Here is a 15,158-nt window from a genome sequence, read left to right as displayed (position 1 = left end):
GGCTTGCTTGCGGATTCAATGACGGGATTGCAAGAACTTGGGGCGAGGTACGCGGTGGCAACAAGCTGGGACTGGCTGAGACAACGGCATGGGATGCGCCTGCTGGCGCTGGCAGGGCTGCTTGTGCTTGCCGCGTCGGGGTGGCGCCTGTGGCAAGGGCCGCCGGTGGAGGCGCTGGAAGTGCGCCGCCAGGACCTGGTGCAGACCGTGGTCGTCAGCGGCCATGTCGAGACGCCGCACCGCGCCGACATCGCAGCCCAGATCACCGGCACGGTGCTGGAGGTGCCGGTGCGCGAAGGCCAGTCGGTGAAGGCGGGCGACTTGCTCGTGGCGCTCAATCCCGCCGAGGCACAGGCCGCGCTGGCCCAGGCCGACGCGGCCCTGGTGCAGGCCCGGGCTCAGCGTCGGCAACTGGAGGAATTGCAGCGGCCCCAGGCGGAGCTCGCGCTGCGCCAGTCGGCCGCGACGCTGGAGACCACGCGTGCCAGTGCCGCGCGTGCCGAAACCCTGTTTGCCCAGGGCTTCATCGGCCAGGCGGCGCGTGACGAAGCGCAGCGCGCCCTGATCCTGGCCGACGCCCAATGGCGCAGTGCCCAACGAGCGCTGGAGGCCTTGGCGCCAAACGGCAGCCAGCTCGCGCTGGCGGTGGCGGCCGTGGGCAGCGCCCAGGCGAACGCCGCCGCCGCTGCCGCGCGCCTGGCCTACACGCGGGTGCGCGCGCCGCAGGCGGGCCTGCTCATTGCCCGCAATGTGGAGGCCGGCGACGTGGTGCAGGCCGGCAAGCTGCTGATGACGCTGTCGCCCGCCGGCCAGACCCAACTGGTGGCCGACGTGGATGAAAAGAACCTGCGCCTGCTCGCGCTCGGCCAGGCGGCTCTCGCTTCGGCGGATGCCTATCCGCAGCGCCGCTTCGACGCCCGGCTGGCCTACATCAACCCCGGCGTGAATGCGCAGACCGGCGCGGTGCAGGTGAAGTTCGACCTGCCGGCCGCGCCGGCCGAATTGCGCCAGGACATGACCGTGTCCATCGACATCGAGGTGGCCCGCCGCCCGCAGGCCCTGCTGCTGCCGGTGGCGGCCTTGCGCGAGCCGGCATCGGCAGCGCCCTGGGTGTTGCGCGTGGTGGAGGGCAGGGCCGAGCGCTGCGTGCCCAAGCTCGGCCTGCGTGCCGGCGGATGGGTGGAGGTGCTCGAAGGCCTGACACCTGGCGACCGCGTGCTGCCGGCCACGGCCGCTGTTGCGGCGGGTGACCGGGTGCGGGTGGCCGCGCCGTGAGCTGGCTCACCTGGCGCCCGCGCGCGCCGTTCGAGTGGACCGTCGCGCTGCGCTTTCTGCGCGAGGGGCGCTTGCAGACGCTGTTCATCATTGCAGGCGTGGCCGTCGGCGTTGGCGTCATCGTGTTCATGTCGGCCTTGCTGGCCGGTCTGCAGGGCAACTTCATCCAGCGCGTGCTGTCCGCACAGGCCCACATCCAGCTGCTGCCGCCGCGCGCCGTGACGCGGCCGCTGCTGGCCGCCGGTGCCGATCAGCGCGTGGCGGCCACCGTGCAGCCGCCGCAGCAGCGCGTCCGCACGGTGGACCAATGGCGCTCGGTGCGCGAGCAGGTCCAGCAGTTGCCGCAGGTCCGGGTGGTCACGCCGGTGGCGGCCGGATCGGCCCTGGTGCTGCGCGGCACGGCGAGCAAGGCGGTGTCGGTCAGCGGCATCGAGCCCGAGAGCTATTTCCGCATCGTCGACCTGTCCGACAAGATCGTCCGCGGCAGCGCCCGGCTTTCGAGCAGCGACGTGCTCATTGGCACCGAGCTGGCCAGCGACCTGGCCGTGGATGTCGGCGACAAGCTGCGGCTCAGTGCCGCCAGCGGTGCGGTGATGGTGTTCAACATCAGCGGCGTCTTTGACCTCGGCAACAAGGGCGCCAATGAGCGCAGCGTCTTCGTGCCCCTGCGCGGCGCGCAGAGCTTGCTCGGTCTCAGCGGCCAGGTGACGAGCCTCGAGGTCACGGTGCGCGACGTCTACGCCGCAGAGGAGGTGGCGCAGCGCATCGCGGCCGACACCGGCGTGGAGGCCGACAGCTGGATCAAGGCCAGCGCCCAGTTCTTCTCGGCGATCAGTGCGCAGACCACGGCCAACCGGGCGATCCGTTTCTTTGTCGGCCTGTCGGTCGCCTTCGGCATCGCCAGCGTGCTGGTGGTGGTCGTGGTGCAGAAGTCGCGCGAGATCGGCATCCTGCGCGCCATGGGCATCTCGCAGGGTCAGGTCATGCGTGTGTTCCTGCTGCAGGGCGGCCTGCTGGCCTGCGGCGGTGGGCTGGCGGGCTGTGCCATCGGCGGGCTGGCCCTGGTGGCCTGGCAGCAGTTCGCCCGCAATGCGGACGGCACACCGCTGTTCCCGCTCAGCTTCGATCCCATGCTCTACCTGGTGGCCCTGCTGGTGGCCACTGTGACCGGCCTGCTGGCCGCCTACGCGCCGGCCCGCCGTGCCGCGCGGCTCGACCCTGTGGTGGCCATCCGTGGATAGCAAGTCAAGCACGCCCGTCGTGGCGCTGCGCCAGGTGCGCAAGGCCTTCAATGTCGGCACGCCGATCGAGACCGAGATCCTGCACGGCATTGACCTCACGCTCGAGCGGGGCGAGTTCTGTGCCGTGATGGGCCCCTCGGGCTCGGGCAAGAGCACCTTGCTGAACATCGTCGGCCTGCTGGACCGGCCCACCAGCGGCAGCTTGAGCGTGACCGGGCAGGAAAGCACCGCACTCGACGATGCGGCGCTGACCCGCTTGCGCGGCCACACCATCGGTTTCGTGTTCCAGTACCACCACCTGCTCAGTGCCTTCACGGCCGTGGAGAACGTGATGATGCCCATGATGGGCGCGGCCGGATTCCAGACCCGCGAGATGCGCGAGCGCGCAGCCGGCCTGCTGGAGAGCGTCGGCCTGGCCAAATGGATCGACCAGCCGGCCGGGCGGCTGAGCGGCGGGCAGCAGCAGCGCGTGGCCGTGGCCCGCGCGCTGGCCATGAACCCGGCCCTGCTGCTGGCCGACGAGCCCACCGGCAACCTCGACACCAAGAGTGCCGACGAGGTGTTCGAACTGCTGCGCCGCTTCAACCGCGAGCACGGCACGGCCGTGCTCTTCGTGACGCACAACGCGGAGCTCGCCACGCGTTGCGACCGCCTGATCGAGGTGGTGGACGGCCGGGTCACCGGCCGCACCACCGTCTAGCCGCGCCGGCTCAGAACGAGTACTTGCCGCGCACGAAGTAGCGCGCCCCGTTGATGCCGAAGGGCACGGTCTCCCAGCCATAGGTGAAGCCGAGCGCATTGAGCGGGAAGCCGGCCGCGTCGTTCCACTTGTCCGGATGCACATTGAAGATGTTCTGGCCGCCGACGCTCACGTCGAACTGCTTGTTGATCTTCCAGTTGAGCGACAGGTCGGTCAGCCACTTGCCGCTCCAGGTCTGCTTGACGCCGGTGAAGCCCTGGCCACTGACCTGGCCGTAGTAGCTGTTGTTCAGGTTGACGCGCCAGTCGCCACTCTTCCAGGTGCCGCCGAGGCTGCCGCGATGGTGGGGCAGGGCTTCCTGCAAGAGCGTGCGCTGGGTCTGGTCGAACAGCACGTCGCTGGACAGCACCGAGCTCTGCGAATGGATGGCCGTGATCGTGGTCTTGTTGTAGCTGTAGGAAGCATCGAGCGTCAGCGTGTCGCTGCCGGCAAGCTTCATCGTGTACTGGCCGACGAAATCGGCGCCCACGGTCTTGGTGTCGATCGCATTGGTGAACAGCGTGGCCGCACCCAGGTTCAGGTTGCGCAGGATCACGCGCACCGGGCAGACCTTGGCATCGGTGCAAGCGGCCGAGTTGGCCTCGGGGCCGATCTCGCTGGAGAAGACGATGCGGTCCTTGACGCGGATGTTGTAGAAGTCCGCCGTCAGCGAGACGCCCGGCGCCGGCTGCAGGGTCAGGCCCAGCGTGGCGCTCTTGGAGCGCTCTTCCTGCAGCGGCTTGATGCCGAAGGCCGTGGCCAGCGCGCTGCCCTGGCGCGCGGTGACGGTGTCGGTCAGCTGGCCCTGCGCGCCCAGCGTCGTCGAGACCTGGCTGAAGTACTGCTGCTGGATGCCCGGCGCGCGGAAGCCCGTGTTGACCGAGCCCCGGAACGAGAGTCCCTCGCTGGCCCTGAAGCGCATGGACAGCTTGCCGGTCGTGTTCTTGCCGAAATCCGAGTAGTCCTCGAAACGCAGTGCTGCGCCGAGCAGCAACTGGTCGGTGACCGAAGACTCGGCATCGGCATAGACGCCCACGCTGCGGCGGCTTTTGTCCACCGCCGTGGCCGGCGTGAAGCCCGGGAAGCCCTGGATGCCGGCGGCCGCCGCGCCACCGGTCTGGTTGGCGATGAAGATGGCGCCCTCGTTCTTGCGGCCATAGGCGTAGGAGACCGGATCGCCGGCCTGGATCTCGAAGCCATCGGAGCGCCATTCGGCACCGGTCGCCACATACAGCGGCTCCTTGCCAATGCCCCAGTCGAGCTGGCCCTTCACATCGAAGTTGGCCGTGGTCTGGTTGAAGCGCAGCGTGCCGTCCTTGGCCGAGGTGGGCGTGTCGGCATAGATGCCACCGCCCGGCTTGGGCTCGTAGTACCAGGAGACGTTCGCCGTGTTGCTGGAGGCGAACTCGAACTGGTTGTGGCCGCGGTTGATGCTGGCGTCGTAGCTCCAGGTCTTGTCGATCTGCCCGCGCAGGCCGAGGGCCATCGACCAGTCGTCGCTGGTGGTCAGGAGCGTCGGCAGGAAGCCGTTCGGGTACAGCGCGGGGATGGTGCGGCCGTCGCCGCTGGGGCGGAAGAAGCCCGAGGAATTGCCCTCGCGGCTCGAGTAGCCGCCGAAGAAGTAGAGCTCGGACTCGCCGACCGGGATCTCGCCATTGGCCCAAAGCAGCTTGCTCTTGGTGGCGGCATCGCCGATGCGCTGCGTCACCCGGGGCGGCGAGACACGCAGCGAGTCGAGGCCGGCGCGGTTGGTCTCGCCCCGGTCCACATATTCGGCGCTGAGGTTGAGGAAGCCGTTGCCGAGCGCGAAGCCGGTGTTGGCGCCGAACTTCCAGGTGTCGCCGTCGCCCTTGCTGGTCTGGCTGTACTCGCCGGTGACCGTGCCGCCGTCGTTCTTGCGCTTGAGGATGATGTTGATGACGCCGGAGATGGCGTCCGAGCCGTACTGGGCGGAGGCACCGTCGCGCAGCACCTCGATGCGCTCGATGGCCGAGACCGGGATGGTGTTGATGTCGGTGCCGGCCGAGCCGCGGCCGATGCTCTGCTGCACGTTGACGAGGGCCTGCTGGTGGCGGCGCTTGCCGTTGACCAGCACCAGCACCTGGTCGGGGCCCATGCCGCGCAGCGAGGCCGGCCAGATCAGGTCGGTGCCGTCGGAGACGAAGCTCTGCGGGAAGTTGAATGAGGGCGCCAGCTCCTGTAGCAAGCGGCCCAGTTCCACGGCGCCGCTGGAGGCGATGGTGGCGGCGTCGATCACGTCCACCGGCGAGGCGCTGTCCGCCACGCTGCGGATGGAGGCGCGGCTGCCGGTCACCGTGACCAGTTCCAGGCTCTTGGCCTCGGCCGGTTTGGCGTTCTGGGCCAGGGCCCCGCTGCTGGCCAGCGCGGCGGCCAGGGCCAGCCAATGGGGCTTGAATTGCGGACGAATTCGGAAGACGGAATTGGATGCAGTCATGGTCTTGTCCCTCTGGGTTGTTTGCCCTTGCGGCAGGCGCGCTGGATATTGAAGGACAGCTCTGATGGAGCTGTTGTTGTGCGCGCAGCGAGCCTAGCGTGCGCATATCGCGCCGCCAGAGGGTTGCTACCAGGGTGTTGCGTGCGGCGGACGGGCCGCCGGCATCAAGCGTCTTCGCCGTCCAGCAGCTTGCGGACGGCCGCCAGCAGCTCGGGCCTGGTGAAGGGCTTGTCGAGGCTCAGGCAGCGGGTCTTGTCGAGAAATCCGCGTGCGGCGGCCGAGAGGGTGTCGCCGGTGACGAAGACCATGCGGCGGGCGAGGCCCGGCGAGAGCTCGCCGACGGCGCGCCACAGGGCGGCGCCATCCATGTCGGGCATGCGCAGGTCGGAGACGATCAGGTCGAACTGGGCCTCCTGCAGAAGCGCCAGCGCCACGGCGCCGGACTCGGCCGTGGCCACCTCGTAGCCGGCGCCCTCCAGGAAGGCGCGCATCAGGTCGGCGATCTCCTGCTCGTCGTCCACCACCAGCACGCGGGCCTCGCTGCCCTGGTCCAGCGCGTCCAGCGGCGCGGGTGCCGTCACGGTCTCGGCGCGGCCGCTGACCGGCAGGCTCAGGCGGAAGCTGGCGCCCTGTTCGCTGCTGGCTTCCAGCACCAGGCTGCCGCCATGCTCGCGGGCAATCGAGCGCGAGACCGAGAGGCCCATGCCCGTGCCCACGCCATCGGCCTTGGTGGTGAAGAAGGGGGCGAAGATCTGTTCCTGCAGCCCGGGCGGCACGCCCCGGCCGCTGTCGGCCACGCGCAGCCAGATGCGCGGCGCGCGGTCGCTGCGGCGCTCTTCCAGGCCGCTGCTGATGCTCAGGGTCCGCGCGCCCTCGCAGCCCACCATGGCCTGCTGCGCATTGACCAGCAGGTTCAGCACCAACTGGCCGATCTGGTCGGGGTCGGCATGGACCTGGGGCAGCTCGGGCGCGAGGGCCAGGCGCAGCTCGATGCCGTGGCTGCGCAGGCCGTAGTGCAGCAGCTCCACGGCCGCGCGCACCAGCTCGTTGATGCCGACCGTGCTGCGCTCGGTGGGCTTTTGCCGCGCCATGTTGAGGAAGGTGCGCACGATGCGGCCGCAGCGCTCGGCGGCCTCGTGGATGCGCAGCGCGTCGGTGGCCAGCGCATGGCCTTGCAGCTTTTCTTCGAGCAGGGCGGCCCGGCCCATCACGATGGCCAGCGGGTTGTTCAACTCATGGGCCACGCCGGCCAGCAGGCTGCCCATGGCGGTCAGCTTCTCGCTCTGGCGCAGGGCCTCGCGCTGGCGCTCGATCTCGGCCTGGGCGTTGTGGCGTTCGGTCAGGTCGGCGATGGAGGCGGTGAAGTAGGCGCGCCCGCCGACCGAGGTGCGCCACAGCACCATCTCGATGGGGAACTCGCTGCCGTCGATGCGCAAGGCCGACATCTCGACGCGCCGGCCGATCACGCGGGCCGCGCCGCCGCCGGCGATGCGGCTCATGCCCTCGTCGTGGGCGCGCCGGTAGCGCTAGGGAATGATCAGCTCGGCCACTGAACGGCCCAGCGCGGCCTCGCGGCTCATGCCGAACATGGACTCGGCGGCCGGATTGAACTCGACCACCAGGCCGCGCTCGTCGGTCGACACGAGGGCGGCTAGCGCGTGGTCGACGATGGAGGCCTTCAGCGCCTGCGTGGTCTCCAGCTCCTCGATCTTGCTGGACAGCTCGGCCTCGCGCTGCTGCAGCGCCGTCCAGTCCAGGCTGATGATGATCAGCGAACGCAGCGGGTCCTCGCGCGGCCCGGTGGGCAGCAGGTGCTCGCGCATGTAGCGCCGGCCCCGCGCGGCGAGCTCGATCCAGCCCTCCCAGCTGGCAGCCTCACCGCGCCGCAGACGCTCCTTCAAGGGCTGGTAGGCCTCGTAGGCGGGCAGCCCGATGATGCGCGAGATCGGCTGGCCGAGGACCTGCGCGGGCGCGAGGCCAGTGAAGCGGAAGAACTCGTCGTTGGCATAGCAGAGCCGCTCCTCCTGATCCAGCGCGACGACGCGGGCCGGCACCTGGTCGAGCAGGGCCGTCAGCAGCGGCAGGCCGACCTCGCCGAGCGCGGCCAGGTTGCCGCAACCGGGCAGGGTGGGCAGGCGCAGGGGCAGGGCGGCTTGCATGGCGAATTGAATGCCGGATTCAGGCGCCGGGGACGAAGACATAGCCGACGTTGCGCACCGTCTTGATCAGCTCGGGCTTGTCGGGGTTGCGCTCGATCTTGCGGCGCAGCCGCATGATGCGCAGGTCGATGGAGCGGTCGAACACGTCCCAGCCGCGGTTGTGCGCCTGCTCCATGATCTGGTCGCGGTTCAGCGGCCGGTTCGGGTGGCGGGCAAACAGGGCGAGCAGGTCGAACTCGGCCGCCGTGATCTCGATCTCGCCGCCCGCGCCATCGAACAGCCGGCGCTGCTCCAGGTCAAGCCGGCAGGCACCGAAGGCCACGCGCTGGCTGTCGGCCGGCGGCATGGCCGGCGGCGCTGCTTGAGACACGGCGCTGGCGCGCTCGGCCAGGCGGCGCGTCACGGCGCGCACCCGGGCCAGCAGCTCGCGCAGCTCGAAGGGCTTGGGCAGGTAGTCGTCGGCGCCCAGTTCGAGGCCGACGATGCGGTCCACCGGATCGCTGGCCGTGGTCAGCATGACGATGCCGACCTGGGGCCGCGTCTCGCGCAGCCAGCGCGCCAGCGAGAGGCCGTTCTCGCCCGGCATGTTCACGTCCAGCACCAGGAGGCCAGGGTTGTGCCGCTGCAGCAGCTCGCGCGCCTCGGCCGCATCGGCCGCCATCAAGACCTGCAGGCCATGGCGCTGGAAATACTCGCCCAGCAGCGTGCGCAGCTCGGGCTCGTCGTCCACCACCATCACCTGGGTTTGCGGGCTCGTCATCTCGGCATCGCTGAAGGCTTGTGAGTCGGGCGGATGATAGCCAGGGTGGTGCGCGATGCTTGTCATGGAAATCAGCATCGCGGCCCCTTGTATCGGCGCGGTTTCAGGCCAGGTTTCAAATGTTTCAGGCCGGCATGGCCTCGGCGGCTGAGTCCATCATCGTGCGGCTGATCACGCCGTACATCGCCACCCAGGCCTCGCGCACTTCGGGCGTGAAGCGCTCGCCGAGGCCATCGGCCAGCGTGCGCAGCAAGGCGGCGCCGACGGTGCCGTAGTGCTCGTCGCGCACGCCGTAGCCGGCGTGGCGCTGGCCCATCTTCTGCAGCACCGGCATCAGCTGGCCGGGATGCTCCAGCAACGACACGGCAGCGGCGATCATCTGCATCAGGCGCTGCCCCTGCATCTGCATGTCGCCCATGAACATAGGTCGCAGCGTGGGGTCGGCGGCGAACAAGTGGCTGTAGAACAGGGCCGCAGCCTGCGGGGCGATGGGCTCGACCAGGGCGAAGCTGTGGCGGATGAGGGTGATCTGGTTCGGGGTCATGCGGTTCTCCGGGAGGTGTGGGGGGATCAGACGGGGCCTTGCATCAGCGGCAGGGCACCGCCCAGCACGGCGAGGCCGAGCGGCAGCAGCACGAGGCTCCAGCCGCGCGGGGCGGCGCGGGGCGGCTCCAGCAGGTCTTCGGCAAAGGCTTCGCTGCGGAAATCGGGCGGCAGCAAGGGGGCGGGTTCAGTGGCGCGGGGCAGGGTCACAAACTTCATGGCGGACTCCGGTTGTCGATGTCCGCACTGTCGGCCCGGCCTGTATCAATGCGGTGTCGCGCCCACAGGCCCTGCGTTTCAGTTGTTGCGGCGGCCGCCGCTTGGGCCCAAGATGCGTTGGTCCTTGGGGCCTTGGCTGTATCAGGAAGGGGCCGTGATGAGCACCGAACTCCAGAACCGTTTGCAGGACCTGCGCCGGCAACTGCGCGAGATCGTCGAGGCCCGCTATGCCGGCGACCTGAGCGAGGCCGAGCTCGAGGAGCGGGCCGTGCAGGCGCAGGACTGCGAATACCTGCTCGTGGCCTGCAAGCTGGCCCGCAGCGAGCGCGAGCAGGCGGCGCTGGAGCTGCCCTGGCTTTCGCCCGAGCGCCAGGCCGACCCGCGCGAGTCGCTGCGGCGCATCCGCGAGATCTGCCAGCAAAGCCCCGATGCCTACAGCGCCGTGCAGGCGGTGCTGGTCACCCATCCCAGCGTGCCACGCGGCAACCTAGTGCCGGCGATCAAGATGTTCCGCAGCGACCTGAGCCAGCTGTCGGTGGAAGACCTCTCAGGCCTGATCACCGCCGCCTGGAACGGCGGCCAGCAGGGCTTCGAGGCGGTGCTGCGCACCCGCAAGAGCGCGCCGCGCACGGCCACGGCCTCGCTCTGGTCCAAGCACGACGAGTAGGGCCGACTACCAAGCAGCGGCGCCAGCCTCGCCCAGGCGCATCAGCGTTTCGCTGCACAACTCCACGGTGGCGATGCAGGCCAGGCCTTCGCGCTCCACCTCGGACATCAGCGCGAGCCAGGCTGCCAGGCCTTCCAGCACCACCTTGGTCCGGGCTGTCGAGACCCAGCCGGCCTCGGTCAGCTGGCCGAGGTAGATCCAGGTCTGTCGCCGTGACAGGCCCGAGAGCTGGCCGACGAAGGCCTGCGCCACCGGCAGCGGCAGTCGGCTGCGCGGCGTGGTTTCGGCCAGCGGCGGCGCCAGGGCCGAAGCGAGCGTGGCCAGCACGCTGACCAGGCGCTGGAAGCCGTTGCCGGCCAGGCGCATCGTGATCTGGTCCTGCAGTCGCGCCTCGGTGGCGGCATGCAGCAGGGCGGTGTCGCCGCGCTCATGCGAATCGGGCGACTGGCTCAGCTGGGTGCGCGGAATGCTGATGGTCACCACGTCGACGAGGGCGTTGACCTCGTAGCGTGCCGCCAGCTTGCCCAGCGGCGAGTTCCAGCCGATCACGTCTCCGAGCCACAGGGCCGCCACGGCCACGCTGGAGTTGCCGGCCACCTTGGCCATCAGGCAGGCGGCGCCGCTGCTGATCGCCACCCATTCGCCGAGCTCGCTGCCGGCCTGGATGATGGTTTCGCCACGGCGGTAGGTCTTGACCCGGGCATCGGTCATCCAGGCTTGGGTGGGTTCGGGCGGCAGCTCGGGGCCGCCGTGGGAACTGCGGGGTTTCATCAATGGAATCTCGGTGGCGCTCGGGCCACTTTTGGGCTGACGAGCTTTTAGGGGATGCGCGGCCGCAGCGGTCGCCGAAGTAGCGGGGGGCGAGGGCGCCCTAAGCGGCTTGACCGCAGCAGCGTTCTCTGAGCCGCATCACCAGATGGACAGGCTGCGCGTCAAGACACGCTGCAGCCAGGTGCGCGAGGCGGCTTCCGACACGTCGCCCTGGCCGACGTTCTCCAGGCTGGCGTTGACCACGTCCTTGGAGCTGACGATGTTGCCGGGGCGGATGTCGCGCGGGTCCAGCGTGCCCGAGAAGCGCAGCGTGCTGCGGCCGCCGTTCAGCCCCGTGCTGCGCTCGCCAGCCACGACCAGGTGGCCGTTGGGCAGCACATTGATCACGGTCACGGCCAGTTGGGTACTGAAGCTGCTCGAGGCCTCGGTGTTGCCCGATCCCTTGAAGGAGTCGCTGCCCGAGGCCGTGGCATCGGCATTGAGGATGGTCTCGATCACGCCGCCCTTCTTGCGGCCGGGGCCGGGGCCCTTGACCGCGAGCTTGTTCTCACGGCTCGTGTCGCTGCTGCTGCGCTGGCTGGCCTGCAGGCTTTCAGCGATGTCGACCTTCAGGGTGTCGCCAATGGCCTGCGGCCGCCGCTCGCTGGAGAACAGCGAATTGGCTGGCATGTGAGCCTGGTAGATCGCGCCGTTGTTGGGCCGCTCCAGGTACAGCGGTGCCTTGACCGGTGCGGCCAGCATCGGGCCTTGCACCAGCGGCGGGGTGGAGCAGGCGCCGAGCAGCAACAGCGGCGCAAGCAGGAGTGGAAGGGCGGGAAGCGCGGGAAGGGATGAGGGGCAGGTCTTGCTCATGGTGTGTCTCCCTGGCCGGCTCAGCTGCTGAAGCCGGTAATGACGGCCTTGACCACGGGCGCCAGCTTGCGCCGCGTGGTCGACCATTTGCTGCTGCCGTAGTCGCTGTCCACGGCATAGGCGCTGCTGGCCATCAGGTTGCCATTGGCGTTGTGCAGGCTCAATGCCGCGGAGCTGAGGTAGGCGCGGTAGCCGTCTGCCAGCGGTGGCTGGCCCCATTCGATGGTGGCGGCATAGCGCAGCCAGTAGCGGCATTCCTGCTGGCCGGAACCCGGTTCGTACACGCGGCTACTGACGCCTTGCTCGCGCAGCTCGAGTTGCAGTGCGGGCACCAGGTCTTCGAGCTGGGTCGCGCGGTTGTATTCGATGCACAGGCTCTGCATCACCGGCTCGCCGTGGTGCACCGTGTTGATGGCCTTGCCCGGTGCGTAGGCGATGGCCGTGGTGCCAGCGACATCAGCCGCCTTCACGAGTCCCCAGGCCTGCAGCGGCGCCATCACCGAGCAGGCGGACAACAGGCCGAGTGCGGCAAGGCCAGCGAGCGCCGCCCTCATGCCAGCACGTCGATCAGGGCGCCACCGGCCAGCGCGGCCAGGGCCGCATAGCCGACGGCGGACTCCACCGCGTCGCCGGCACGGCCGGCCGCGTCGGTCACCGCGCCTTCCACGGCATCGGCCACCTCGCCGACGCTGCTTCGCACCGAGCTGATGCCCTTGACCAGGTTGTCTGCGCCGGTGTTGACCAGGTGAATCGCGCTTTCCCCGACCGCATCGATGGCATCGGCCGCACCGCCTATCAAATCAGCGCCGGCCTGGCCCACGCCAGTGACCAGGCCCTTCACCTCGCCGGCGATGGCCAGGGCCGAGTCTTCCAGGGCGCGCAGGCTCTCGGCGCTGAAGCTGGTCTGCACGCCGGCAGAAGCGGCTGAAGCCACTGCGGCCGGCGCAACGCCAGGCTCGGCGGCAGCCGCTTTGCGGGCGGTGCTTTCATCGGTGCGCGGCGCGACGGCGCGCGCACCGAGCGCATCGCCGCTGCTGCCGGCGCTCGTGGGCAGAAGGGGGCTCATCGGCGGCTCCGTCCGGCTCAGAGCGGTGCCGCTGGCGCCGGTGCCGCAGCCTGGGCGTTCTTCAGCAGTTCGCTGAAGCTGCCGGGCTGCGCCTTGCCGGCGTTGCCGGCGTTGGCGGCGTTTGCAGCGGTTGGTGCAGGCTTGGCCGTCGTGGGTTCGACCTTGTTGAGCGGCAGGTTGACGTGCATGGCAATGGCCTTTCTGTGTCAGTACAGAAATTGTTGCCAGCTCATGTTTTCAAGAAGCGCCGAGTACGGCGCCTCAGGCTCGGGACTTCGGTGCCTGGGTGATGGATGTCACTCAATCAGCCCGGCGGCAATGGTGGTGAGCGGCCGTGGGTCGACGTCACCGACCCACGACACCCTGCAGCGAATTGGCAAACGCCGGCCCGCTTCCGTCAACAACTCGGCGCAAGGTAGTGGGGACGCCTCGGACGTTCGCGTGGGCATCCGCTACTCGGTGAGCCAACATCTGCCAGGCATTGAGCCCGACTCGACGCGGGGCGCGGGACATTTGGCGGTGGCCAGGCAACATCTGGCCCCGACGGTTCAGCCGGTCCGGCAGCGAGGGGTCGGCAGAGCCCTAAATCAGGGCAATGAACTCAAGGCAGTTGCGCTGCCTCCACCCTGTTTACCAACCGGTCCTCCAACCTAGTGAAAGTACCTCTGTTGGGGCGATTTCTGTCCTCGTACTCGACCTTGTATGTCTCAACAACAATATTCAGGAAGCCAATTGCGGGGCCAGCGTTGCCTCTGGCCGCCACCAGCCCCTCCGGCGTCCAATTGAAAATACCACTTCGGTTCTCGCGTAAACCCTCAGAGAGGGCCCCACGGGTTGGGTACTTGCTCAAAAGATTAGTGATGTACAACCTGTAATCCACACGCTCTGAATAGTTGCAAAATTGTCCGCCATTGAGCGGCTTGCACGAAAAGTCGCCAATATCTATGGAAATTTCCCGCGTTGCTACGCTGCCGACCCTGTTGAAGCCGGTAATTTTGTAGCTATTCGGCGAAGTCCGTTCACTGGGTAACTTCTGTTTCGCTGACGACAACTCCATGCTGGCTTTTAGTATGGCAGATTGCAAATCTGCCAGGATTGGCGATCCATTGTTATTGAAGGCTGCTGTGATTCGTGCCTGATTCGCTGACGCTCGTCGCTCTTCTTCAGCATGGCCAACATTGATACGCTCGGCTTCTAAAGCTGCGCGTCGCTTCGATAGCGCTTGCTTGATTTCCGGATCCATCCCCGCCCTTAGTGCGGTCCTGGTATCGCCAAACACGTGAGGAAGGATTTCAATCAGACTTTGCTGATTGCCCGCAGAATTGATTTGCTGGAGCAGGCTTGGCTTGATTGCATCAATGGCCATCTGAGATTGCGAAACGTAGATTTCTTGCTCTCTGGCCTGAGCTTGCTTCAGTTGGTCCTTTTTTTGAGCGACCGGGGGCTTCTCGTCGACATTCGGGTGGCGGCCGCCAAGTGAATCCAGCTGTACAAAACTCCTCAGTGCATGTGTTCCAAATTTTCTCTCATTGAAGCTGAAGCAAGTTGAAATGTCCTTGCTGAAAGTGTCAAACTGGATCAGTAAATCTAGCTTTTCCAGCGGTGGTCGCTCCGAAGTTGAGAAATCTGAGAGTATTTTTGTGCGGATCTCAGCCTGTTTGATGTGATAGGAGTATTGAGCAATTGCGATTTCCGTCTCTGCGGCGCTCAGCGCGGCAAAGTTGTAATCCAAGTCGGCTTGTTGCGGAGCTGCAGGCTCCGGCTGTCCGGCAGATTCAAGAAGGCGCCTGCCTTGTGCGCCGGCATTCGCCGCCGCAACTCTTGCGTCGTGCCCCATTTGCGTTGGCTTGTTATATGGATTGGTTCCTGCTCTAGGGAGATGGCGTTGGATTTGTGCATTGATATAAAATAGTCTCGCCCAATTGTAGGACTGGAGCGCAGTTTGATAGCCTTCTCCCATGAGTTGGCCCCATTCGGCATGTTTTTGATAATCGTGGCCTGATTTGTCTCGAATGGGCGAAAACTTCGAATCCGGCATGCACATTTTCTTCAAGGCATCACTTTGCTCAAACTTCGGGTCCGGGTATTTGATATCGATGCCTGGAATGCGAACCTCTTTGAGCTGCAGGTCTGGCTGCAATTGCTGTGCAATGGATGAATTTATTCCCAGCGAGAGTGTGGAAATTAAAAGGTAGAGCTGATATTTTTTCACAATGGCTCTTTGTATAGGTTTAAGAAACAAAATAATTGCTTATGTGCCGGTTGTCTTGGTGTTCTTCGTTTGCAGTGGATTCAGTGAGTTGAAATGGCATTGTTGGAATTAGATCTCTGCAGTGCATCCGATTCAAGAAACCTCTGAGCTTGCAGGTCAGGTGCTGGCTGCAACGCCAGACGAATCGATGCCGATGTTC

The 15,158-nt window shown here is 67.1% G+C and carries 14 protein-coding genes and 1 pseudogene; 4 read left to right on the top strand and 11 right to left on the bottom strand.

Translation table 11 applies throughout. The features are described 5' to 3' along the window. The first annotated feature begins 93 nt into the window (after window positions 1-93). The 3 genes from J7U46_RS10820 to J7U46_RS10810 are packed head-to-tail and all read left to right on the top strand — an operon-like array spanning window position 94 to window position 3,216. Window positions 94-1,275: an efflux RND transporter periplasmic adaptor subunit gene (locus tag J7U46_RS10820; protein WP_282825646.1), complete on the top strand. Its 1,182-nt coding sequence runs from the start codon at window positions 94-96 to the stop codon at window positions 1,273-1,275. Next, window positions 1,272-2,516: an FtsX-like permease family protein gene (locus tag J7U46_RS10815; protein WP_282825644.1), complete on the top strand. Its 1,245-nt coding sequence runs from the start codon at window positions 1,272-1,274 to the stop codon at window positions 2,514-2,516. Before J7U46_RS10820 ends, J7U46_RS10815 begins: the two co-directional genes overlap by 4 nt. Then, the gene (locus tag J7U46_RS10810; protein WP_282825642.1) at window positions 2,509-3,216 is read left to right on the top strand and encodes an ABC transporter ATP-binding protein; all 708 of its coding nucleotides are present in this window, start codon (window positions 2,509-2,511) and stop codon (window positions 3,214-3,216) included. Before J7U46_RS10815 ends, J7U46_RS10810 begins: the two co-directional genes overlap by 8 nt. Before the next feature lie 10 nt (window positions 3,217-3,226). On the opposite strand, the gene J7U46_RS10805 is transcribed toward J7U46_RS10810, so the two are convergent. The 5 genes and pseudogenes from J7U46_RS10805 to J7U46_RS10780 all read right to left on the bottom strand — a co-directional run bounded on the left by J7U46_RS10805 (window position 3,227) and on the right by J7U46_RS10780 (window position 9,391). Then, entirely contained in the window at window positions 3,227-5,710 is a 2,484-nt protein-coding gene (locus J7U46_RS10805; RefSeq protein WP_282825640.1) for a TonB-dependent receptor, read from the bottom strand. 164 nt (window positions 5,711-5,874) lie between these two features. Beyond that, window positions 5,875-7,869 (bottom strand): annotated as a pseudogene (locus tag J7U46_RS23205) (PAS domain S-box protein). 19 nt (window positions 7,870-7,888) lie between these two features. Then, window positions 7,889-8,695, bottom strand: coding sequence for a response regulator (locus J7U46_RS10790; RefSeq protein ID WP_282825637.1), 807 nt, complete (start codon window positions 8,693-8,695; stop codon window positions 7,889-7,891). A gap of 58 nt (window positions 8,696-8,753) precedes the next feature. Continuing rightward, a complete protein-coding gene (locus tag J7U46_RS10785) occupies window positions 8,754-9,173 on the bottom strand; it encodes a globin family protein (RefSeq protein WP_282825635.1) in 420 nt (139 codons plus the stop codon). A 26-nt stretch (window positions 9,174-9,199) separates the two neighbouring features. Beyond that, entirely contained in the window at window positions 9,200-9,391 is a 192-nt protein-coding gene (locus tag J7U46_RS10780) for a hypothetical protein (protein WP_282825633.1), read from the bottom strand. A gap of 157 nt (window positions 9,392-9,548) precedes the next feature. Here J7U46_RS10780 and J7U46_RS10775 point away from each other — a divergent pair, with 157 nt between their 5' ends. Further along, the gene (locus J7U46_RS10775; RefSeq protein ID WP_282825630.1) at window positions 9,549-10,058 is read left to right on the top strand and encodes a hypothetical protein; all 510 of its coding nucleotides are present in this window, start codon (window positions 9,549-9,551) and stop codon (window positions 10,056-10,058) included. A 6-nt stretch (window positions 10,059-10,064) separates the two neighbouring features. Here J7U46_RS10775 and J7U46_RS10770 read toward each other — a convergent pair whose 3' ends face one another. The 6 genes from J7U46_RS10770 to J7U46_RS10745 all read right to left on the bottom strand — a co-directional run bounded on the left by J7U46_RS10770 (window position 10,065) and on the right by J7U46_RS10745 (window position 14,959). Next, window positions 10,065-10,829, bottom strand: coding sequence for a cyclic nucleotide-binding domain-containing protein (locus J7U46_RS10770; protein WP_282825627.1), 765 nt, complete (start codon window positions 10,827-10,829; stop codon window positions 10,065-10,067). Window positions 10,830-10,967: 138 nt separating this feature from the next. Continuing rightward, window positions 10,968-11,681 (bottom strand): flagellar basal body L-ring protein FlgH, encoded by a 714-nt coding sequence (locus J7U46_RS10765; protein ID WP_282825626.1) that lies wholly within the window; start codon window positions 11,679-11,681, stop codon window positions 10,968-10,970. Between the two features lie 20 nt (window positions 11,682-11,701). Then, complete coding sequence (locus J7U46_RS10760; RefSeq protein ID WP_282825624.1) at window positions 11,702-12,235, bottom strand: cell division protein FtsI; 534 nt, start codon at window positions 12,233-12,235, stop codon at window positions 11,702-11,704. Next, a complete protein-coding gene (locus J7U46_RS10755) occupies window positions 12,232-12,747 on the bottom strand; it encodes a hypothetical protein (RefSeq protein ID WP_282825622.1) in 516 nt (171 codons plus the stop codon). The genes J7U46_RS10760 and J7U46_RS10755 overlap by 4 nt, the downstream gene beginning before the upstream one ends. A gap of 17 nt (window positions 12,748-12,764) precedes the next feature. Beyond that, window positions 12,765-12,935 carry a hypothetical protein gene (locus J7U46_RS10750; protein WP_282825620.1) on the bottom strand — a complete coding sequence of 57 codons (171 nt, stop codon included), beginning with the start codon at window positions 12,933-12,935 and terminating at the stop codon, window positions 12,765-12,767. Window positions 12,936-13,348: 413 nt separating this feature from the next. Then, the gene (locus J7U46_RS10745) at window positions 13,349-14,959 is read right to left on the bottom strand and encodes a hypothetical protein (protein ID WP_282825618.1); all 1,611 of its coding nucleotides are present in this window, start codon (window positions 14,957-14,959) and stop codon (window positions 13,349-13,351) included. Between the last annotated feature and the right edge of the window lie 199 nt (window positions 14,960-15,158).

This window comes from Pelomonas sp. V22, from assembly GCF_030014915.1.
Classification (GTDB): Bacteria; Pseudomonadota; Gammaproteobacteria; order Burkholderiales; family Burkholderiaceae_C; genus JAUASW01.
Note: the sequence above shows the minus strand (reverse complement) of the source record. Positions and strands in the feature narration are given on the sequence as shown.